The organism is Kitasatospora arboriphila (assembly GCF_039528095.1).
GTDB lineage: Bacteria > Actinomycetota > Actinomycetes > Streptomycetales > Streptomycetaceae > Kitasatospora > Kitasatospora arboriphila.
Genome location: NZ_BAAALD010000014.1, coordinates 62,753 through 83,993, shown reverse-complemented (window position 1 = coordinate 83,993; position 21,241 = coordinate 62,753). Strand labels below are relative to the sequence as shown.

Here is a 21,241-nt window from a genome sequence, read left to right as displayed (position 1 = left end):
CGGTGCTGCGGGGCACTGCGGGGCGGTGCAGGTCGGTGCGGCCGTGCGGACACCGGGTGGTGCGGGTTGGTGCGGCCGTGCGGGCTTCGGGTGGCGCGGGCTTCGGGTGCGCGGGGTGCGGCCTCGGATCCTGGTCCGGACGCTCCGCTCAGTGCTCGCGCGGGGCCGGGACGGCGTGCTCGATGTCGGGATGGACGGTGAGCAGCGCCCGGACGGCCGTCTCCGCGGCGGTGCCGTCGCCCGTGCCGAGGGCGTCGACCAGGCGGACGTGCAGGCTGATCGCGGCGTCCGAGGGGCGCTCGCAGGTGGAGCCGGGGCCGCCCGACACCTGCAGGGCGCAGGAGACGATGCCGGAGAGGTGCTCCAGCATGCGGTTCCCGGCCATCTGCAGCACCAGGTTGTGGAGCTCGGCGTCGGCCCGGCCGTAGCCGAGGCCGTCGCCCTGGGTGGCGGCGTGGCCCATGATCTCGGTCAGCTCGACCAGCCGGTGCTGGACGTCCTCCCGGCCGTGGCCGGCGGCGAGGCGGGCGGCCAGCGGCTCGATCGCCCAGCGCAGCTCGAACAGCTCGCGGCGCTGCTCGTCGCGCTGCGGGCCGAAGGCGCGCCACTCGATGATGTCCGGGTCGAGGAGGTTCCAGTCGGCGACCGGGCGGACCCGGGTGCCGACGTTCGGCCGGGCGCTGACCAGGCCCTTGGCCTCCAGCACGCGCAGCGATTCGCGGACGACGGTGCGCGAGACCTCGAACCGCTGGCCGATCTCCTCCGGGACGAGGGGGCGGTCGGCGCCGAGGTCGCCGGAGACGATCATCTGGCCGAGCTGCTGGACCAGCTGGCCGTGCAGGCCGCGACCGCGGCTGCTGGTGGTCTTGCGGCCGACCCGGCCGAGCTCGGACTCGGCGCCCTCCCAGCGGGGTGCGGGCGGGACGGGCCGTTCGGCGTAGGGGAAGCGGTCGATCTCGGCGGCGGCGATGCTGTCGGCCGTACGGGCGGTGGTCATGGCGGGGTGCGCAAGGGTACTCACACGTCCTTTGTCGGCGATCGCCCCACCCGGCTTGAGGATTCTCGTGAAAAGCACACGAAAGGGTGATCGCCTGCGGCTGGATCATTGACTTCTTATCAGGCAGACCGTCCCCTTTCGATCACTCGGACGCCAGTTCCGGTCATGGCCCGGCGGCGGACGGGCGGCCGTCGCCGAGCCCCTTCCCGCGGCTCACGGCGTCCGTTCTCACAGCTCACGGCGCCGGAGCTGGAGCGCGACCGCCGCCGCCAGCCCCAGGGCGGGCGGCACCAGCAGCAGCGCGAGCAGCAACGGGAGCGGCAGGTGCAGGACCTCGGCCACCGCGCGGCCGTCGCGGACGCGCAACCTCTCCAGCCCGTCGTGCAACGGCAGCAGGGTCTTCAGCGTCGGCAGGGGCCGTAGCAGCCGCAGGCCGGGAAGGATCTGCAGCCCTTGGACGACGGCCGGGCCGCCGAACCCGTCCACCCCGCCCCCGGACCGGCGCAGCAGCAGGCCGGCGAACAGCTCCCCCGGTACGGCGACCGCTGCCACCAGCACCAACCCCGCGGCGGCCTGCCGCACCAGGGAGGTCGCGACCAGGCCGGCCCACCCCGCCAGCACCACCACCGCGGCGAACACCCCGAACGGTCGGCCGACCGCCGCCAGGGCGGTCTCCCAGCCCAGGGCGGTCCCCCACGCCGGGGAAGCCGTCCACGCCGGGGCGACGACGGTCTCCTGGTGTGCGGCCGGAGCGGGGGTCGCACCCGGGAGGAGTGCGCCGGCGTCCACGCCGGCGGGCAGGGCGAGCCACAGCACCGCGGTGTTCACCAGGACGGTGACGGCGGTGAGCAGGAGGCCGGCCCCCCCGATCGCCGTCAGCTTGGCGAGGATCAGCGCCACCCGGCGCGACAGTGCGACCCGGGAGGCCGGCAAGCCCGGGTGTCCGACCTCGTGGGCGTAGGAGAGCGCGCCGAGCAGGCAGACGCCGAGAGCGGCGACCGGCAGCGGCACCAGCGGGACGACGGCGGCGACCGGCAGCGGCACCAGCGGGACGACGGCGGCGACCGCCTGCAGCCCGGCCGCCGCCGACAGCGGGCCCGGAGCCTGCTGCCGGGCCGCCACTGCGGCCACCGCCGCGCCCACGGACAGCACGGCGGCCGCGATCAGCCAGGTCGAGCGCAGTCCGCGCAGCCGCCTGACCTCGTACGACAGGGCGTGGAACGGCAGGACGTGGAACGGCAGCGCGCTCACGGGGCCTCACTCCGGTGGTGGTCTCCGTCGGACAGCGGACGGGCGGACTCGTCCGGGGCCGGGTACGGGTGGGCTGTGGGGGCTGTGGGGGCTGTGGGGGTGGTCGCGGTGGGGAGTCCCGGCCCCGGCGGGACGGCGGGTCCTCGGCAGCGGGTGCGGATGCAGGGGCGGGTGCTGCACATGCGGGTGCTGCAGGTGCAGGTGCAGGTGCTGCGGTCGGTACCGGCGGTCGGCCCGTGCGGGAGAACCATGGGGTGGACGAGAGCGCGGACGGGGGCGTCGCGGACCCGGCCGGCGCGGGCACGGGTCTCAGACGGGGTCCGGTGGTGGGCGCGCCGACGGTCGGCAGCGCTCCGGGGCGGTGCCTGGCGGTGTCGTGGTCGTCCTGCGGGTCCGGTGACGGTGCGGACTGCGAGGGGGGTGAGGTCTGTGACGGGGGTGAGGTCTGTGACGGGGGCGAGGGCTGTGAGGGCTGTGAGGGCTGTGAGGAAGGCGCGGTCGGTGAGGACGGTGAGGACGGCACGGGCTCGGTGCGGTGCAGTCGGACGACCTCGCCGGATCGGCCGGATCCGGAGGACAGCGCGGGGTGGGGCAGCGGGCGGCCGATCGCGCGGTCGGCGAGCTCGTGGAGCAGGATGCCGTGGCGGTGCGCGAGTTCGCCGATCTCGGCGCGGGCCAGACCGCCGACCGCGATGCCCGATCTGCCGTCGGGCCGGACGCGTGCGCCCCGGGCGAGCAGCAGGTCGGCGAACCGGGCCGTCTGCGGCCCCCGCACCACCACCTCCGGGCAGAGCCGGGTGCCCCGGAACTCCGCGGCACTCTGGTCCGCCACCTGGCGCCCCCGGGCCAGGGTGATCACCCGGTCGGACACCGTACCGGCCTCCTGCGGGGAGCGGGTGGTCAGCAGCACCGTGCCACCCGCTGCGGCGAAGGACCTCAGGAAGGCGTGCAGCCACTCGGTGCTGCGCGGCGAGAGTCCGGCCGTCGGGTCGTCCAGCAGCAGGGCCTGCGGGTCGCCGAGCAGGGCGGTTGCCAGGGCGAGCCGACGGTTCATGCCGGGTGAGAAGGACCGCAGCCGGTGGGAGGCCACGCCCGCGAGCCTCGCCTGTTCCAACAAGTCGTCGGCACGGCGTGCGGGCACGCCGATCGCGGCGGCGAGCATCCGCAGGTGGTCCGCAGCCTTCCGGCCGGGGTGCCCGGGACAGAACGGCCCGGCGTCCGGCACCAGGCCGACCCGGGTCTCGGGGCGACGCAGCCGGCGGTAGGTGCGGCCGTCGAACAGGGCTGCGCCGCGGCCGCGTTCGAGCTCCACCATGAGCCGGATCGCGGTGGTCTTGCCCGCGCCCTCGTCGCCGAGCAGGGCGGTGACCGTGCCAGGACGGGTGTCGAAGGTCAGGTCGAGCAGCGCAGGCGGGGCGCCCCGCCGGTGGACCTTGGTCAGTCCGGTGATCTGGATCATCGCTGCCTGCTCCCGTGCCTCGGCCGACCGGGTGCGCCGGCCCTGGGGGCGCGGCGCTCCGCTGCCCGCGCCAGCACCCTAGGCCCCGGCGGGGAGGATTCCGGGCATTGCGCATGCCGACGGGGAGCGTGCCCGCCGAGCCCACTCGATCAGGTGACGTAACCGGTGTTCTGACCGATCGTCAGTGCGGTCGGAGCTGCTCGGGGAACGTGCTCCCGAGCGGGACTCCGGCCCTGCTCGGGAGCGGCGGTCAGGCCTCGGGGCGGAGCATCGGCGGGTTGAGGACGGTGGCCCCGCCCGCGGTGAACAGCTGTGCGGGACGCCCGCCCTGCCGGGTCGTCGTACCGCCGGACGGCAGAAGGAAGCCGGGGGTGCCGGTGACCTTGCGGTGGAAGTTCCGCGGGTCGAGCACCACGCCCCAGACGGCCTCGTAGACACGGCGCAGCTCCCCCACCGTGAACTCCGGGGGGCAGAAGGCGGTGGCCAGCGAGGAGTACTCGATCTTCGAGCGGGCGCGTTCGACGCCTGCCCCGAGGATCTGGCCGTGGTCGAAGGCCAGTGGGACGCCGTCCGCCGGGCCGTCGTCGAGCAGTTCGTGGACGGGGGCCCAGCGGGCGCTGCTGGCGTCGCCGCCGGGGCGGGGGGTGGGCAGATCCGGCGCGAGCACCAGATGGGCGACGCTGACCACGCGCATCCGCGGGTCGCGCTGGGGGTGACCGTAGGTGGCGAGCTGCTCCAGGTGCACCCCGGCCGCGGACTGGCCGGGGGCGGACGCGCGCAGGCCGGTCTCCTCCGCGAGTTCGCGGGAGGCCGCCTCGGCGAGGCCCTCGTCCGGGCGGACGAAGCCGCCGGGCAGTGCCCAGTACCCCTGGAACGGCGGCTCGCCCCGTCTGACCAGCAGCGCGCACAGTTCGTGGTCCCGGACCGTCAGTACCACCAGGTCGACGGTGACGGCGAACGGGGGGAAGGCCGACGGGTCATAGCGCGACATGGCGATGATGATAGTCGTCTCTCTGACGATAAACACAGAGCACCGGTGAGGGCCCCGCAACTCCGGTACGGAATCGGCCGGGCACGGCGGCCGACCACGCCGCGTCGGCGATGCACGCCCACCGCACCGGCCGCGCTGGCCCCGCAGATCCGTGGCTCCACGGCACCACCGCGTCGGGAGGCGGGGTGGTGCCGTGTTCCCGGTGCGGCGGCGTGGCGCGGTGTGGCGGTCCGGCACCGCGCGGTGCGGCGGTCCGGGGCTGAGCCGAGCCGGGCCAGACCGACCCGGCTCAGCCCGCGCCGAGCTGGAGTTGGGGCGAGGCCTCCTCGACGACGGCCACGCCGATCCGGCTGACCCGGGCGGAGAACGGCTCACCCGCCACCCGCAGGCCGGTGAGCTGCAGTTCGCCGAGCGGTGTGCTGGAGGCCGGGCGGACCACCACCCGCCCACCGGGGGCGTCCGGCCGGATGCCGGCCATCGACAGGACGAGGTGGACGCCTGCCGCCGCGGACAGTGCAGCCGGTCGGCAGGCCGCCGGGTGGGGCACCGGCGGACACCCCGTCACCCGCTGCTCCCCGGCGTACATCTCCGGCAGTCGTCCGTCGAAGTGCTCGGCCGCACCCAACAGGCCCTCCAGCAGCTGACCCGCCTCGCGTTCGAATCCCGCGTCGGCGAGGCCCGCCACCGCGAGCGCCGTCTCGTGCACCCGGACGGCACCACTGCGGTGGCCGAGCGGGTTGAACCTCGGCGACTTGGCGCTGAGGGTCCGCAGCCCCCAGCCGCAGTCCAGCTCCGGGGCGGCGAGGCGCTGGGCGAGGAGCCTCGTCTGCTCCCGGTCGAGCAGGCCCTCGTGCAGACCGCCCTCGCGGGAAAGGCCCACGTCGAGCAGGTGGACGAAGGAGGAGGCGACCGCGGGGACCGTCCGCCCGCCGCCGAGCAGCGCCGCCGCGGGACGGCCACCCGCCAGGTCGTCGATCCAGAACCGCTCCCGGAAGCGCTCCCGGAGGGCCGCGGCCCAGCTCAGCCACTCGGCCGCACCGGGCCGGGCGAAGGCCGCGAGCAGCTCGGCGCCGTGCAGGGCGGCCCGGTACGCCTGCGCCTGCACCTCGCACCGGGCCACCGCGGTGCGACTCGACCGCTCCTCCGGGGCACGGCTGAGGTCGACGACGAAGCCCTCGGGCCCGTCCGGTCCCTCGGCGACGGAGGCGCGCAGCGACGCCAGGGCCCGCTCCATCGCCGGCAGCAGCTCTATCACCTCGTGCCGCGGCAGGCCCCAACGCCACGCCTCGGCCAGCACGGTGACGAACAGCAGGGTGGCCTCGGTGGCGGTGCAGGTCGGCGGGAGCTCCGGACCGCCGTGCCGCATCGGGCCGGGGATCAGCCCCTCCCCCGGTCCCGCAGCAGCAGCCCCGGCCGGGGCTCCGGACGGCGTTGCGGTGCCGGGTCCGCCGTGGCGGCCCGCGTGCTGACGGCGCGCCAGCGCCCGCAGGCTCCCCGCCGCCAGCCGGGTACCGAAGGGCAGCGTCCAGCGCGCGGCCCACAGGGCGTCGGCGGCGGTCAGTCCGAACCGCCAGGGCGCGCCGGAGGCGGCGTAGAGGTCGGTCGGGCGGTCGGCGTCGGCGAGCAGCAGGGCGGCCAGCGCGTCGAGCGAGGCGGGGACCAGGCGCTGCGCCCGGGCGTCGTCGCACCGCACCTCGGGCTCGGACCAGGGCAGCGGGACACCTTGGCCGCGTCCGGTGGGCGGGCGTCCGCCGGGCGGGACGCTCTCCAGCTCAGCCTGCAGGTCGACCGACCAGCGGGCGCCGGGCTGCACCTCCAGGTCCCAGCGGAGTACGCCCGCGCCGGCCAGGACGGCGTGCGGGGTGGGGCGCGCCGAGACGGACGCGCTGCGGCCGTGCCCCGCCCAGCGCAGGCCGGCCGACTGGACCTGGCTCGGCAGGTCGGCGCTGCGCTGGCCGGCCGCGATGTCGCCGAGCAGGCCGAGGTCGGTACCGAAGGTGATCTCCAGCGGGAGGCGGGCGGGCCGGCCACCGGCGTTGCGGACGGTGACCGTCTCCGTCCCGTCGGCGTGGCGCAGCCGTTCGACGGTGAGCGCCGGGTCCGGATCGGGGTCGCCGGGGATGCGGACGCTGCCGACGAAGCGGGCCTCGGCGGCGGAGGTGAGCGCGCCCTGCAGCGGCATCGGTTCGATGCCGCCGAGGCGCAGCTCCATCCGGGCCAGGGTGCGGACACCGGACCGGTAGAAGCCCTGGAGTCCCTGGCCGCGGAGCTGGCCGTCGGTCCCGGACGCGGCCAGGGCGGGGGCGGCCGCACAGATCAGCAGGTCGTGGGCGGCGGCCGCCTGGGTACGGGGCGGCGCCGGCGGTCTCGGCTGGCCGGGAGCGGTGCCGGGCGACGCACCCGGGGGCGGCAGCGGCACGCCGTACGGCGGGGTCCCGGCCGCGTAGGGCGGGGTCGGGACACCGTACGGCGGGGTCTGCGCGGTCGGGGGGAGGGGGACGCCGTAGGGCGGCGTTCGGGGGGACGGGGGGCCGAGGGGCGGGCTCGTCGGCGGCCGGCCGGGGGGTCGGCCCGGGGCGGTCGGTGCGGCGGCGTGCCCGAACGGTGCCGGTGGGGTGGGCGGGGCGGCGGGGGCCGCGGGTGCAGGCGGTGCCGCAGGAGCGGGAGGCACGGGGGCACCCTGCGGTACGGGGGGCGCGAGGGACACCGGCGGTGCGGCCGGGCGGTGCGGCCGACCGGGTGCCACGCCCCCGGTGGGCGGTGCGGTCGGTGCGGGGGGAAGAGGCGGCGCCGACGGGGCGCTCGACGCCGAGGAGGGCGCCAAGGGCGCACCCGGCGCCGGGTTCGGCTCGGTGGCCGGCGGCGGTGCTGCCGGCTGTGGTGGCCTGGAAACGGTCACCGGGCTCTCCTCCCCTCGGTCGGCCGGCTGCTGCTGGGCCGGTCGACCGCGAGCGTGTTCGTTCGCGGTCTGTGCTGCTGCTCTGCCGGTGCGCGGCAGTCGATCGACGGGAGCGGGCCTGAGCCGCACCGACTCCGGCGCGGCCGGGTCCGGCCGGTGCTCCGCCCGGACGGACGCGCTGGGGTCCGCGCGCACCGGTGGTGCGGTGCGCTTCGACTCGGTGCAGGGCCTGCGGGCGGACGATGCCGCCCGCGCCCCGATGATGAACGTCCTGCACGTGCCACAGGTCACGCCGACCGGCGCGGCGGCGATGGCGCGCAGGCGAGGTGCGACCGCCCGGCCCACCGCGTCGCCCCCGTCGACGCTGCCCGGCCCGACCGCCGACTGCGGCGCGGCCACCTCGATGGCCCTCCCCCGTCGGCTCCCGTCCGCCGCCAGGATACGGTGCGATTCGGCGGCGCCCGTACCCGGAACATGGTTGACGCGCGTCGCATCGCGACTGCGACCAGCACGTACCGAGGAGCTGCATGTCCACCGTCGGCCGACTGCCCGGAATCGTCACCACGGACCATGTCTTCCGGGTGCCGCTCGACCACGAACGGCCGGAGGGCGAGCGGATCGAGGTGTACGCCCGGGAGGTCGTGGCGTCCGGGCGGGAGAACGACGACCTGCCCTGGCTGCTCTACCTGCAGGGCGGGCCGGGCGGAAAGGCCGGGCGGCCGCTGGGACGCGACGACTGGCTGAACCGCGCCCTCGACGACTACCGGGTGTTGCTCCTCGACCAGCGCGGCACCGGCCGGTCCACCCCGGCCAACCGGCAGACCCTCGCCCGCCGTGGCGGCCCGGCCGAGCAGGCCGACTACCTCGCCCGCTTCCGTGCCGACTCGATCGTCCGGGACGCCGAGCTGATCCGCCGCCTCCTGCTGGGTGAGGAGGGCAGGTGGAGCCTCCTCGGCCAGAGCTTCGGCGGCTTCTGCACCCTGACCTACCTGTCGCTGGCGCCGGAGGGCCTGCGCGAGGCGTTCGTCACGGGCGGCCTGGCCGGCCTGCGCTCCTCGGCGGACGACGTCTACCGCGCGGCGTACCCGCGGGTGGCGGCCAAGAACGCGGCGCTCTACGCCCGCTACCCGCAGGACGTGGCGGCCGTCCGCCGGATCGCGGCCCACCTCGCGCAGCAGCCTGCCCGGCTGCCGGACGGCGGGCTGCTGACCGTCCCGGCCTTCCAGGCACTGGGCCTGATGCTCGGCGCCGGGTCGGGCTCGGGCGCGCTGCACTACCTGCTGGAGGAGGCCTGGGTGGAGGGCGTGGACGGGCCGGAACTCTCCGACACCTTCCTCACCGGGGTGCAGGCGCAGCTCTCGTTCGCGCAGAACCCGCTGTACGCCGTGCTGCACGAGTCGATCTACGGCCAGCGCTCGGTGGACCCGGCGGGCACCGGGTGGGCGGCCGAGCGCGTCCGCAAGGAGTTCCCCGCCTTCGACGCCGACGCCGCCCTCGGCGGCGACGCCCCGGTGCTGTTCACCGGCGAGATGATCTACCCCTGGATGTTCGAGACCGACCCGGCGCTGCAGCCCCTGCGCGAGACGGCCCAGGTGCTCGCGGAGCGCCGCGACTGGCCCGACCTGTACTCCCCCGAGCGGCTCGCTGCCAACACGGTGCCGGTGTACGCGGCCGTGTACTTCGACGACATGTACGTCGACACCGCGGACTCGCTGGAGACCGCACGGGCCGTGGGCAACCTGCGCTTCTGGCTGACCAACGAGTGGGAGCACGACGCCCTGCGGGTGAGCGGCCGGGTGGTGCTCGACCGCCTGGTGCGGATGGCGCGCGGAGAGGCGTAGCAGCAGGGCCCGGGCGCCGGGTCGGCGGTGCATCTCAGCCGCCGCCCGGGCGTCGGGCGGGCCACTGACCGGTCGGGCGCTCGTGCCCCTGCGGGGCCGTCGGCCGCGGCCTGCCCCCGGCCGGCCCGACGGGTCGGTGCAGCGGGGTGCGGCACGGGGTGTGCGGCGAGCTGCCGGGCGGCCTGGCCGCCGCGGGGCGGGGCGCGGCGTCGCTGCCGTGTCCGGACGGTCGGCGGCCCCGCGCGGTGGTGCGGCCTGCTGCAGGTGTGGGCGTGGGGCCAGGTGTGGGCGTGGATCCCTCGGCGGGCGGCGCCGCGGGCTCCGAACCGCTGTCGCAGGCCGCCCCGGCGGGTGCGGCGTCCGTGCCCGGGCCGCCGTGGTCCGACGATCGGTGCTCCCCGGAAGCCCCCGGTCGGGCGGATGCGGTGGCCGCTGCGCCCGGTGCCGACCGGTGGGCCGGGGCCGGCCCGGGCACGGCCGGGCGTTGGGCACCGGCCGGGGGCGCGTCGGACCCGGCATCCGCCGGTTCGGTCGCGGGACGGACCGCAGGAGCTCCCCGGGCCGCCCGGGCTTCCTGGGCCGTGCGGCTGGCGCGCTGCTCCCGGACGCTCGCCAGGAGCCGCTCCGGTGCCAGGCCGCTGTTGATCGACTCGTACAGCAGCAGGGCGAGGGTGTAGCGCGGATCCACCTCCAACGCCCGGGAGAGCATGATCCGGGCGGTGGCGGTGTCGCCGGCGATCCAGGCCGTCCAGGCGAGCAGGGTGAGCGGCGGCGCCGCGAGGTGCTCGAACGGGCTGACGCAGCGCTGGACGAGGAACCGCCACACGCGCTGGGCGACGGCCAGCTCGTCCGGCTCGGCGAACTCGGCGCCGCGGTCCCGGCCGAGCTTGTCCTGCAGGCCGAGCAGCAGGCGGGCGGTGCGCTCGGCGTCGATCTCCCGCGCGCCGGCCCGGAACTCGGCCATCACCTCGGTGATCATCTCGCCCGTCCGGTCGACCGTGGACGTCCGCCCGGCGGCGAGCTCCTGGAGGAAGCCGGGGCCGGCCCGCTCGATCTCCTGCCGCTGGACGTCCGCGAGCGGCGGCCCGACGGGCGCCAGCCCGGCGACCATCGCCCGCCGGCTGCCGCGCGGGGCCAGGCCGGCGAAGGCCGCGGCGGCCGCGACGGGGCTGGGCCGATGGGAGGGCCGGATCGGTGTGCCGGCCGGGTCGCAGCATCCGGTGCGGGTGCACAGGAACGACCACCAGCGGCCGCCGGAGACGAACAGGGACTCCTTCACGGCGACCCCGGCCGCCCGGAAGGCACCGGCCAGGCCGTCCGCGAGCGGACGCAGCGCCTCGGCCGACCGCGGCCCGTCACCGGGCGGTGCGCCGCTCTGCGCGGACGCCGGGTCGGCGGGATCCCGGACGAGGTAGAGCAGCACCTGGTCGGGGCGGCGGTCGCGCTTCTCGGAGAGGTCCAGCAGCAGCGCGGCGGTGTCGCGGGCCACCGGCGCCCACTGCTCGGGCGCGTCCGGGAGGTCCACCCGGACCACGGCGCCCTGGTGGAGCGAGGGCCCCTGCAGGCCGACGGCGACGATGCTGTCGTCGGGGAAGAAGCCGAGCAGGTAGGGCAGCATCTCGGCCATGTCGGCCGGGCCTCGCATCGGCGTGGGCAGCAGGGTGGCGGGCAGCCCCTGAACGGGGGCGGCGGGCGGGGTGCGGTGTTCGTCGTGGTTCATGGCCCGAAGCATGCGGCTTTTTCCGGCCGCGTGTTCAGCCTGTGGATAACTCCGGATTGCGGATTGTTCCGCGGTTGTTCCGTGCGCCTTCCGGGCCGATCATTCCGCGGGAATTCCAACGCCCGGACCGTACCGGCCTTTCCCGTCAACCGATCTGATGACAGGTCATCCACAGGCCGGGCACTGCATTGGCCCATTGTCGGTCGCACGCGGTATGCATGGGGCCATGGACGAGCGCAGCACCCGCCCCGAATCCGAGCCCGTGGACGCACCGGCCACACCGGACCGCACCGGCAGCCGGTCGGCGGCCGGGCACGCCCCCGGCGACGGGCACGCGACCGGTCCGGCCGACCCCGCCGGGCAGGACCGCGCTGCCGTCCGCGAGCGCGCCGAGGCCGTGCTGCGCGAGCTGGCCGGGCCGTCCGCGGTCCTCCGGGAGGACCAGTGGCGGGCCATCGAGGCGCTGGTCGTGGACCACCGCCGGGCGCTGGTGGTGCAGCGCACCGGCTGGGGCAAGTCGGCCGTGTACTTCATCGCCACCGCGCTGCTCCGCTCCGCCGGCGCCGGCCCCACGGTGATCGTCTCGCCGCTGCTGGCCCTCATGCGCAACCAGGTGGACTCGGCCTCCCGGGCCGGCATCCACGCCCGGACGATCAACTCCGCCAACCCGCAGGAGTGGGACGAGATCCAGGCCGAGGTGGCCGCCGGGGCGGTGGACATCCTGCTGGTCAGCCCGGAGCGGCTGAACAACCCGGACTTCCGCGACCAGGTCCTCCCCAAGCTCGCCGCCTCCACCGGCCTGCTCGTGGTCGACGAGGCGCACTGCATCTCCGACTGGGGCCACGACTTCCGGCCGGACTACCGGCGGCTGCGCACCATGCTGGCCGACCTCGCCCCCGGCGTCCCGGTCCTCGCCACCACGGCGACGGCCAACGCGCGGGTCACCGCCGACGTGGCCGACCAGCTCGGCACGGGGGCACCCGACGGCTCGGGCGGGCCGCCGGCCGACCGCACGGCGCTGGTGCTCCGCGGCCCGCTGGACCGGGAGAGCCTCAGTCTCGGGGTCCTCTCTCTGCCCGACCCGGCGCACCGCCTGGCCTGGCTGGCCGACCACCTGGCCGAGCTGCCCGGCTCCGGCATCGTCTACACCCTCACCGTGGCGGCGGCGGACGAGGTGACCGCCTTCCTGCGCTCCCGCGGGTACCCGGTGGCCTCCTACTCCGGGCGGACGGAGGACGCCGAGCGCCGCAGCGCGGAGGCGGACCTGCTGGCCAACCGGGTCAAGGCGCTGGTCGCGACCTCGGCCCTGGGCATGGGCTTCGACAAGCCCGACCTGGGCTTCGTGGTCCACCTCGGCTCGCCGGGTTCGCCGATCGCCTACTACCAGCAGGTCGGACGCGCCGGCCGCGGTGTCGACCGGGCCGAGGTGCTGCTGCTGCCGGGCCGGGAGGACGAGGCGATCTGGCGCTACTTCGCCTCGCTGGGCTTCCCCCCGGAGGAGCAGGTCCGGCGGACGATCGACGCGCTCGCCGAGGCGGGCCGCCCGCTGTCCACCGGCGCCCTGGAGGCCCGGGTGGACCTTCGGCGGAACCGGCTGGAGACCATGCTCAAGGTGCTCGACGTCGACGGCGCGGTCCGCAAGGTCCGCGGCGGCTGGGAGTCCACCGGCCGCCCCTGGGCGTACGACGCGCCGCGCTACGCCAAGGTCGCGGCCGCGCGGGAGGCCGAGCAGCAGGCGATGCGCGAGTACGCGGCGTCGGCCGGCTGCCGCATGGAGTTCCTGCGCAGGCAGCTCGACGACCCGGAGGCCGTGCCCTGCGGGCGCTGCGACAACTGTGCGGGCCCGGCACACGGCCCCGAGGTGTCGGCGGAGGCGCTCGCCGCGGCCCGGGCGGCACTCGGCCGGCCCGGTGCGGAGTTCGAGCCGCGCCGGCTGTGGCCGACCGGGATGGACGCGCTCGGCGTGCCGCTCAAGGGCCGCATCCCCGCCGGAGAACAGGCGGAGACCGGCCGGGCGCTCGGCCGGCTGTCCGACATCGGCTGGGGCACCCGGCTGCGCACGCTGCTCGCCGAGTCGGCGCCGGACGGCCCCGTCCCGGCCGAGGTGGTCGACGCCCTGGTGAGCGTCCTGGCCGACTGGGCGCGCGGTCCCGGCGGCTGGGCCGGACCGGAGGGCCCGGACGGCACGCGCCTCGCCCGACCGGTCGGCGTGGTCACCATGGCCTCGGCGACCCGGCCCCAGCTGGTGGAGAGCCTCGGCGCACGGATCGCGGCGGTCGGCCGCCTGCCGCTGCTCGGCCGGATCGAGTACGCGGCCGGCCGGCCGCCGCACGGCCCGCGGAGCAACAGCGCACAGCGGCTGCACTCGCTGGCGGGGACGCTGGTCGTCACGGAGGAGCTGGGGGCGACGCTCGCCGCGGCGGGCGGCCCGGTGCTGCTGGTCGACGACCTGGTGGACTCGGGCTGGACGGTGACCGTGGCCGCCCGGCTGCTCCGTCGCGCCGGGGCGACGGGGGTCCTTCCCTTGGTCCTGGCCCTCCAGGCCTGAGCCCGGGCGAACCGGACCCCCTGCGGGGAGGACGCGCTGTTCACCGGAAGGACACCTCGGGGCAAACCGGACTTCGACCACCCGTCGTCCGCCCGTCGGACGGCCGTCAGGCGAATGGACGCATGACCGTGACGGAATATATCCGGCAGAACACTGAATTTCGGGCGGCGCTCGGCATTTCATCATTGCCGCTTCGACCGATCTGACGGGAGAATTGAGGCCGTACCCCACACCTGGTCGGAAGACCCGGTATTCGGCGTACCCACGTCACCGCCGTGCCAGCGGGCCGGAAGGAGGATCGTGATCAACCGCAGAGACCACGGTCAGGACCCTTCCACCGCCAGACGGAGCATCGACCCGAAGGCCTGGTCCGAGGCCGACGTGCCGTTGCTGCGCGCCCCGCGCGACTTCGTCCGCGAGCTGCACCAGCGGCACCTGCCGCAACCGGGCACCACGGTCGTCGCCGTGCTGGACGCCAGGCACCAGCTGATCGCCTCGGCCTCCTTCAGCACCCGCCAGCACCTCACCGACGGGTGGCAGCACCGCAACGCGATCCTGGCCAACCTCCGGCAGGTCGTCCCGCACGACCTCCGGCTCGCCGCTCCCGTCCGCACGGCCGTGCTGCTGCGCTGCCGCGAGGGCTCGCCCGAGTGGACGGCCCAGGACGGCGCGTGGATGTGGGCCCTCCAGGACGCCGCCGCGCTGCACGGGCTGCGCTGCGGCTCCTACATCGCGCTGGCACCCGCCGGCTGGCACGTGATCGGCGACGGGCGGCGCGGCCGCAACCCGCACTCCGGGTCGTGGTCCGACGGGCCGTTGCACACCGTCACCGAGCTGCCGCCGCGCCACGCGCGGGAGCCGGTCCGGCGGACCGCACGGAACCCCCATGTCGCAGCGGTGACGGCGCTGGACGCGTTGCGCCCCGCGGCCTCGCACTGACCGTTCGCGCGGCCGCCCGCCGATGAGGCGGGCGGCACCGCGACGACGGACGGTGCCGGACCCTCCGGGCACCGCCGCGGGCGAAGCCCCAGCAACGGCCGGCACCGGTCACCGGGCCGGAACGCCCCGGACCGGAACGCCCCGACCCGGGCCGACACGCGCCCGGACGAGCGGGCTCAGGCCGGCACGGGCCGGTCCGCCCCCGGGAAGAGCGACGCGACGGCGTCCGTGCCGCCGCAGATCACCAGCAGCGAGCCCGCGCGCTCCGCGGCACGCACCGCGGCACCCGCGATGCGGTTGACCCCGGAGCCGTTGACCACCAGGACCACCACGTCGCGGCGCAGCGGCCGGGTCGTGGCGGCGTCGGCGTAGAACACGTCACCGGCCTCGGCGAGCTGCGCCCAGTAGCGCTCCTCGCCGAAGGACAGCTCGTGCTGCTGCCACGGGTGCGGTTCGCCGACCGTGAGCACGAGGACGTCGCCGGGGAGGCGACCGGACTCGAGCAGCTGGTCCACCGTCTCGTCGGCGCGCTCCAGCGCCTCCTGCGGATCGGCGGGGACCAGCCGGACGGCCGGGGACGAGGGGTCGGGACCCGGACCGGGCTTCGGCCCGGGGCGCGGGCCCGGAGTGGCGCCCGCAGCTCTCGGCGGAGCGGGACGGGGCGGCGCCGGGCGGGGCGGCGCGGGCCGCTGGCCCGGCACGACGCCGGACGCAGCAGGGTTGACGGAAGGCGTACGGGGGCTGGATGCGTCCGACTTGTGGGGGAAGGGAACGCCGGGGCCCGGGATACTCTCGTGAATCTCCGGCTCCTCGGGGAAGACAGGCATACCCGGATATCTATCAAATGCCGGTCGGATGCGCACGGGCGCCCCACCTGTTGGGCACCCGGCGGGGCTCGCGGAGGGCCGCCCCGGGGTCCGACGGAGCGTCAGAAGCCGAGCGACAACTGCTCGTCCGCGGGCTCCGCGATCCGGCCGCGCTTGAGGTGGCGCCACTGCGGGAGCCCGTCGAGATAGGCCCAGGACAGGCGGTGTTCCGAGGTCGGACCGAATTCCTCCAGGGCGGCGCGGTGCACCGGCGAGGGGTATCCGGCGTTGTCCTCGAAGCCGTAGGCGGGGTGGTCCGCGGCGAGCTCCGCCATCATCCCGTCCCGGCGGACCTTGGCCAGGACGGAGGCCGCGGAGACGCAGACGCAGGACTGGTCGCCCTTGATCACCGTGCGGACCCGCCACGGCCCGCCGAGGTAGTCGTGCTTGCCGTCGAGGATCACGGCGTCCGGTCGGACCGGGAGCGCCGCCAGGGCGCGTTCGGCGGCCAGCCGCAGCGCCGCGGTCATGCCGAGTTCGTCGCACTCCTGCGGGGAGGCGTGGCCGAGGGCGTACGCGGTGACCCAGTCGGCGAGCACCGGGGCGAGCGCCTCGCGGCGCTTCACGGTGAGGAGCTTGGAGTCGGTGAGGCCCTCCGGCGGGCGGCGCAGTCCGGTGACGGCGGCGCCGACGGTGACCGGGCCGGCCCAGGCGCCGCGTCCGACCTCGTCGAGCCCGGCGACCACGGCGGCTCCGGCCCGGCGCAGCGAGCGCTCGACCGAGTGGGTCGGGGGGTCGTAGGGCATGGCTGGTCCATTCGTGTCGCTCCGGCAGCACCAGCCTACGTCCCCGCCGGGACCGCCCCGGACGGCCTGCACCCGCCCCGACCCGTCCGACCCGCGGCCCCGAACGACCCACCGACCCCGAACGACCCGCGACCGACCGAGCCGCGCGGACCGGCCGACCCGGCGACGACCCGCCCGCGGCCCGGCCCGCCCCGGGGCCGGTCCTCGAAGGCGTGCGGGTGCCTGGGCGCCCGATGGCGACGCGTGGAGGCACCTCCCGGCAAGGAGGCCGGAGGAGAACTGCGCGGTCCGGGAGCGGTGTTCCCGGCGGATCCGGATCGCCCCGGTCCGACCGGTGCGCCGCATCCAGACGGCGCGGTTCCCCGCGCCCCTGGAGTGACCGCCCGAACGCCCCTGGAGCCGCTCCCTAGTAGGCGCTCACCAGGGGCATGAGCACCTGGTCCACCAGTTCGGTGCAGAAGGCCTCGTCGACCACGCCCTCGCAGACCTTGGCCCGGTAGAGCAGCATCGCCGGGGCGACGTCGGCGACGATCGGCGTGGCCGCGCCGGGCCGGACGTCGCCGCGCCGCTCGCCGCGGCCGAGGATGCCGAGGATCGCCGCGTTGGCCGGCCGCATCACCCGGCCGTCGAGGAAGTCCTTGAAGGCGACGGCCTGTTCGTGGTCGAGCTCGGCCATCAGCACGCGGATGGCGGTGCCGGCCGGCGAGCACATGATCGCGCCGAAGCCCGCCATGAGCTGCATCAACTCGGCACGGACCGACCCGAGGTCGGGGATGTCCACGGGGGGTGGCAGAGTGGCCCCCAGGGCGTGCACGACCAGATCCGCCTTCGACGCCCAGCGGCGGTACAGCGCGGCCTTGCCGGTCTGCGCCGCCCCGGCGACGCCCTCCATGGTCAACCGGGCGAAGCCGCCGGAGACCAGGAGTTCGAGGGTCGCCTCGAAGATCGCGGCCTCCAGGGCGCGCCCCCGCCGTCGGGCCGCGGCAGGCGCCGCCGGCTCGACGGGCGGCACCGCGGGACCGACGCCCGGCATCCCCGGCCCGACGGGCGGCAGCACGCCCGCCGGCTCGGCCGACGCCTCGGCGCCGGCCTGCAGTGGTACGGCCCGCGTCACGCCGGCGGGGGCGGACGGCGCACATCCGGCCGCCACCGCCCCCGACGGCCCGACCGACGCCTGACGCCGCACCAACTGATCCATCGTCACCACCCTAGAGAACGCTTGCGTTCACAATCTCTTTCCGGATATCGTCCACATGATAGTGAACGGCTCCGTTCCTTCACAGTGTCCGCGCACCGCCACCGGCCGTGCGCAGTCGCACAACCGCGCACGTCACGGGCGCATTCTCCGGCACCACCCCACGGTGCAGGACCAACAGGGGGCAATCAGTGGCAATCTCCGACACGGTCGGCGCACCCGCACCACCGAAGGCGGGACGCACCCAGCGCAAGGGCATCACCCTCACCGTCATCGCCGCGACCCAGCTCATGGTCGTGCTGGACGCGACGATCGTGAACATCGCGCTGCCGCACATCAAGAACGACCTCGGCTTCTCCGACACCACCCTCTCCTGGGTGATCAACGCCTACACCCTCACCTTCGGCGGCCTGCTCCTGCTCGGCGGCCGTCTCGGCGACATCCTCGGCCGGCGGCGGGTGTTCATCGTCGGCACCCTGCTCTTCGGCTTCGCCTCGCTGCTCGGCGGCTTCGCGCAGGACTCGACCATGCTGCTCGCCGCACGCGCCCTGCAGGGCCTCGGCGGCGCCGTCTGCTCACCGACCGCGTTCGCCCTGATCGCCAGCAACTTCGAGGAGGGCCCCGAACGCAACCGAGCCTTCGGCGTCTTCTCCGCGGTCGCCGGCTCCGGTGCCGCGATCGGCCTGCTGGCCGGCGGTCTGCTCACCGAGTACCTCGACTGGCGCTGGGTGTTCTTCGTGAACGTGCCGATCGCCGTGCTGATCGCGCTCGCCGCGCCGCGGTTCATCAACGAGTCGGAGCGGACGGAGGGCCGCTTCGACCTGCCCGGCGCGCTCACCTCGACCCTCGGCCTGGTGGCCCTGGTCTACGGCTTCATCCGCGCCGCGTCGGACGGCTGGAGCGACGCCCTGACGCTGGCCTCGTTCGCCGGGGGCGTGGTCCTGGTGGTCGCGTTCGTCGTCATCGAGCGGCGGACGGCGCAGCCGATCACCCCGCTGCACCTGTTCCAGGACCGCAACCGCACCGGCGGCCTGATCATGATGCTCTGCCTCGCCGCGGCGATGTTCGGCATCTTCTTCTACATCACGATCTTCGTGCAGACGGTCATCCACTACAGCCCGCTCAAGGCGGGTGTGGCCTTCCTGCCGATCAGTGCCGCGATCATCGTGGCGGCGCAGATCGCCTCGGCGCTCCAGGCGAAGCTCGGCCCGAAGGTGTTCATGGCCGGCGGTGCCGCCCTGGTCACGGTCGGCCTGAGCTGGCTGACCCAGCTCAAGGCGGACAGCGGCTACGTGGACGGGATCCTCGGCCCCACGGTGATCTTCGGCTTCGGCATGGGCCTGATCTTCGTCCCGGTGATGCTGATCGCGGTGTCCGGTGTGCCGAACAACGAGACCGGGGCGGCCTCCGGCCTGCTCAACTCGGTGCAGCAGATCGGCGGCGCCCTCGGCCTGTCGATCCTCACCACCGTGTTCAGCCACGCGGCCAAGTCCAAGGCCACCGAGCTGGTGCCGGGCTTCCTGCAGTCCGCCACTCCCGAGCAGGCGCAGCACTTCCAGAAGGCGCACGAGTTCCCGGTGGGCAGTGCCGCGTACAGCGAGACGCTGGCGCACGGCATCGGCCAGGCGTTCATCGTGGGCGCCTCACTGGCCGTGGTCGCCCTGCTGGTGGCGCTGTCCGTGGTGAAGGCGAAGGCGAGCGACCTGCCCTCGGAGGGGGCGGCCGGCGTGGCGCTCTGACGCACCGCGTGGTGGCGGGCCCCGGCAGGCCCGCCACCACACACCGGTCCTCACGACTCGACCGCGACCCCCCGGAGCCGGACCGGCCCCGAGTACGGGCGACACCGGCACGCATGAGCAGGCGTCAGCAGACGCACGCAGGCATCAGTGGGTGTCAGTAGTCGTAGTCACCGCCGTAGTACGGGTCGCCCAGGCGGACACCGGCCCGGCTGCAGGCGTCGCGTCCGATGAGCGGCACCGAACGGTCCTTCAGGATCTCGCGGGCCCTGGCCTCGGCCAGGCTGGTGGCGTACCAGGGCAGCCGGTCGTCGTCGAGGTCCCTCGCGATCTTCTGCAGGGCGCAGGCGCGCTGGTCCTCCGGGAGCCGGTCCAGGGCGGGCACGGCGTCCGCGGAGAGGTCGCGGAGGTAGCCGACGTCGATCCGGCCGGTCTGCTCGAAGCGGTGGACGTTCTGCTCGGCGATCATCGCGTCCGGGCTGATCAGGCCGAAGACCGCGGTGGCGGCGGCGGCGCTCAGCACGACCGCCCGCGGCAGCCACTTGGCGGAGGCGAGGATCCCGCCGACGAGCACCAGCAGCAGCACCACGCCCAGCCAGATCTCGACCGTGGCCACCGAGATCCGCAGCCGGGTCAGGCCGAAGTTGTCCACGTACCGCTGCATCCGGTACAGCGCCGAGGCGACCACGACCAGCGTCTGGCCGCAGAGCAGCGCGAGCAGCGTCTTGGCCATCACCCGGTCCCGCGGGGTGGAGCGCGGCGCCCAGCGGCCCGCCAGGGCCAGCAGGGCCAGCACCAGCAGGGTGACGATCAGCAGCTGCCAGAAGCCCTGCCGGGCGTAATCGGCCGGGATCATCCCGGGCTTGCTCATGACCGACTCGTAGCCGCCGACGAACACCACGGCCTGGACGGCGACGAAGACGCCGAAGAGCAGGTTGAGGGCCACCAGCGGCACCGCCCACTCCAGCCGGCCGCGTTCGCGGCCCGGCTTCACCGGGAAGCGGTCGAAGCGGCGCGGCCCGGCCGCCGTGTGCGCGGCCGCCAGGGCGACGAGCAGACCGACCACGAAGAGCAGGACCTGCATCGGCAGGTTCTCGGTGTCGATGCTCGGCACGAGGTCGCCGAGGAGTTCGGCGACCGCGGCGTCGGCACTGGCGAACAGTGCGCCGAAGACCACCAGCAGCGCCAGCGAGACGGCCGCCGCCTTGACCACGGCCACCACCCGGGCGCGGGCCGGGTACTGGCGGTTGCGCAGCGAGAGCAGACCCCAGGCGAGGCCGGGAATCAGGTGCGGCCACATGCCGAACGCGCCCAGCAGCACGCCGGGCCAGCGCTTGCCGCCGTGCAGGGCGAGCGATCCGGCGCCCGCGGCGGCGAGCAGCGCCAGGACGACCGGCCAGGAGGCCTCCACCAGGGCCGGGACGAGCAGCAGCACCAGGGCGGTGACCGTCCACACCACCGTCCACGGCCGGACCTTGCGGCCGGCGGCCGAGGCAGCGAGCCCCGCGGCGACCGTACCGACCAGCGCCCAGAGCAGCACGTTGACGCCGAGGCCGTCGGTCAGCAGGACCGCGGCGAGCAGACCGGAGGCGAGGCCGGCCCCCAGTACCCCGAACCCCGGCAGGGCGGGTCGGGTCGGCGCGGTCGCGGTGATCCACAGCGGGTCCGGCGGCGGGGCGGGCGGCAGCCACACGCCGGGGCCGGTCCCCGGACGAACGCCGTACGCGGGGCCTGCACCGGGGCCCGCACCGGGGCGCACGCCAGGGCCTGCTCCCGGTCCCGCACCCGGCCGCGGCCCGCTCCCCGTTCCGGCGGGCGTCCCACCGCCACCGGGACCCGGCGCCGGACGAGGCGCCGGGCGAGACGCCGGACCGGCGGCCGTGGCCTGACCGGGCTCCGCGGCCCCCTTGCGGAACTCGGCGGCGACACGGCCGGCTTCCGCTCCCCCGTCCGCACCGCCCGTCCCACCTGTCCCGCCCGCGCCGCCCGCGCCGCCCGCACCGGTCTCCCCGGTCGTCCCGTCCGCGACCGGACCGACGCGCCCGCTGTCGGG

Annotated in this window: 14 protein-coding genes and 1 pseudogene; 5 read left to right on the top strand and 10 right to left on the bottom strand. The window is 75.7% G+C overall.

Features of this window, described 5'->3' with window-relative positions; all coding sequences use genetic code 11:
- Nucleotides 1-148: 148 nt before the first annotated feature.
- The gene (locus tag ABD353_RS10620; protein WP_344623255.1) at nt 149-1,021 is read right to left on the bottom strand and encodes a FadR/GntR family transcriptional regulator; all 873 of its coding nucleotides are present in this window, start codon (nt 1,019-1,021) and stop codon (nt 149-151) included.
- A gap of 204 nt (nt 1,022-1,225) precedes the next feature.
- On the bottom strand, nt 1,226-2,248 hold the full coding sequence (locus ABD353_RS10615) for a hypothetical protein (protein ID WP_344623254.1): 1,023 nt from the start codon (nt 2,246-2,248) through the stop codon (nt 1,226-1,228).
- A gap of 535 nt (nt 2,249-2,783) precedes the next feature.
- Between ABD353_RS10615 and ABD353_RS10610 the strand changes: the two genes are divergently transcribed.
- The gene (locus tag ABD353_RS10610; protein ID WP_344623253.1) at nt 2,784-3,311 is read left to right on the top strand and encodes a hypothetical protein; all 528 of its coding nucleotides are present in this window, start codon (nt 2,784-2,786) and stop codon (nt 3,309-3,311) included.
- Here ABD353_RS10610 and ABD353_RS40370 read toward each other — a convergent pair.
- The 3 genes and pseudogenes from ABD353_RS40370 to ABD353_RS10600 form a co-directional block, all read right to left on the bottom strand.
- Nucleotides 3,195-3,707 (bottom strand): annotated as a pseudogene (locus tag ABD353_RS40370) (ATP-binding cassette domain-containing protein); the annotation flags it as partial. The gene ABD353_RS10610 and the pseudogene ABD353_RS40370 sit on opposite strands and share 117 nt — an antisense overlap.
- A 250-nt stretch (nt 3,708-3,957) precedes the next feature.
- Entirely contained in the window at nt 3,958-4,698 is a 741-nt protein-coding gene (locus tag ABD353_RS10605; protein WP_344623252.1) for an NUDIX hydrolase, read from the bottom strand.
- Nucleotides 4,699-4,987: 289 nt separating this feature from the next.
- Complete coding sequence (locus ABD353_RS10600; RefSeq protein ID WP_344623251.1) at nt 4,988-7,117, bottom strand: glycogen debranching N-terminal domain-containing protein; 2,130 nt, start codon at nt 7,115-7,117, stop codon at nt 4,988-4,990.
- A gap of 1,007 nt (nt 7,118-8,124) precedes the next feature.
- On the opposite strand from ABD353_RS10600, the gene ABD353_RS10595 reads away from it, so the two are divergent.
- Nucleotides 8,125-9,438, top strand: a complete 1,314-nt coding sequence (locus ABD353_RS10595; RefSeq protein ID WP_344623250.1) for an alpha/beta fold hydrolase — start codon at nt 8,125-8,127, stop codon at nt 9,436-9,438.
- A 34-nt stretch (nt 9,439-9,472) separates the two neighbouring features.
- Here ABD353_RS10595 and ABD353_RS10590 read toward each other — a convergent pair whose 3' ends face one another.
- Entirely contained in the window at nt 9,473-11,158 is a 1,686-nt protein-coding gene (locus ABD353_RS10590) for a DUF4192 domain-containing protein (RefSeq protein ID WP_344623249.1), read from the bottom strand.
- A 226-nt stretch (nt 11,159-11,384) separates the two neighbouring features.
- Between ABD353_RS10590 and ABD353_RS10585 the strand changes: the two genes are divergently transcribed.
- Together ABD353_RS10585 and ABD353_RS10580 are read left to right on the top strand one after the other, a co-directional pair.
- Nucleotides 11,385-13,706, top strand: a complete 2,322-nt coding sequence (locus ABD353_RS10585; RefSeq protein WP_344623248.1) for a RecQ family ATP-dependent DNA helicase — start codon at nt 11,385-11,387, stop codon at nt 13,704-13,706.
- Between the two features lie 300 nt (nt 13,707-14,006).
- A complete protein-coding gene (locus tag ABD353_RS10580; RefSeq protein ID WP_344623247.1) occupies nt 14,007-14,645 on the top strand; it encodes a hypothetical protein in 639 nt (212 codons plus the stop codon).
- A gap of 176 nt (nt 14,646-14,821) precedes the next feature.
- On the opposite strand, the gene ABD353_RS10575 is transcribed toward ABD353_RS10580, so the two are convergent.
- The 3 genes from ABD353_RS10575 to ABD353_RS10565 form a co-directional block, all read right to left on the bottom strand.
- Nucleotides 14,822-15,160, bottom strand: coding sequence for a hypothetical protein (locus tag ABD353_RS10575; RefSeq protein WP_344623246.1), 339 nt, complete (start codon nt 15,158-15,160; stop codon nt 14,822-14,824).
- 413 nt (nt 15,161-15,573) lie between these two features.
- Complete coding sequence (locus tag ABD353_RS10570) at nt 15,574-16,257, bottom strand: ribonuclease HII (protein WP_344623245.1); 684 nt, start codon at nt 16,255-16,257, stop codon at nt 15,574-15,576.
- A gap of 406 nt (nt 16,258-16,663) precedes the next feature.
- Nucleotides 16,664-17,455: a TetR/AcrR family transcriptional regulator gene (locus ABD353_RS10565; protein ID WP_344623244.1), complete on the bottom strand. Its 792-nt coding sequence runs from the start codon at nt 17,453-17,455 to the stop codon at nt 16,664-16,666.
- A 188-nt stretch (nt 17,456-17,643) separates the two neighbouring features.
- Between ABD353_RS10565 and ABD353_RS10560 the strand changes: the two genes are divergently transcribed.
- A complete protein-coding gene (locus tag ABD353_RS10560) occupies nt 17,644-19,191 on the top strand; it encodes an MFS transporter (protein ID WP_425555116.1) in 1,548 nt (515 codons plus the stop codon).
- Between the two features lie 154 nt (nt 19,192-19,345).
- Here the strand turns inward: ABD353_RS10560 and ABD353_RS10555 are convergent, their stop codons facing one another.
- Nucleotides 19,346-20,881 carry a DUF4153 domain-containing protein gene (locus tag ABD353_RS10555; protein ID WP_344623243.1) on the bottom strand — a complete coding sequence of 512 codons (1,536 nt, stop codon included), beginning with the start codon at nt 20,879-20,881 and terminating at the stop codon, nt 19,346-19,348.
- Nucleotides 20,882-21,241 lie beyond the last annotated feature (360 nt).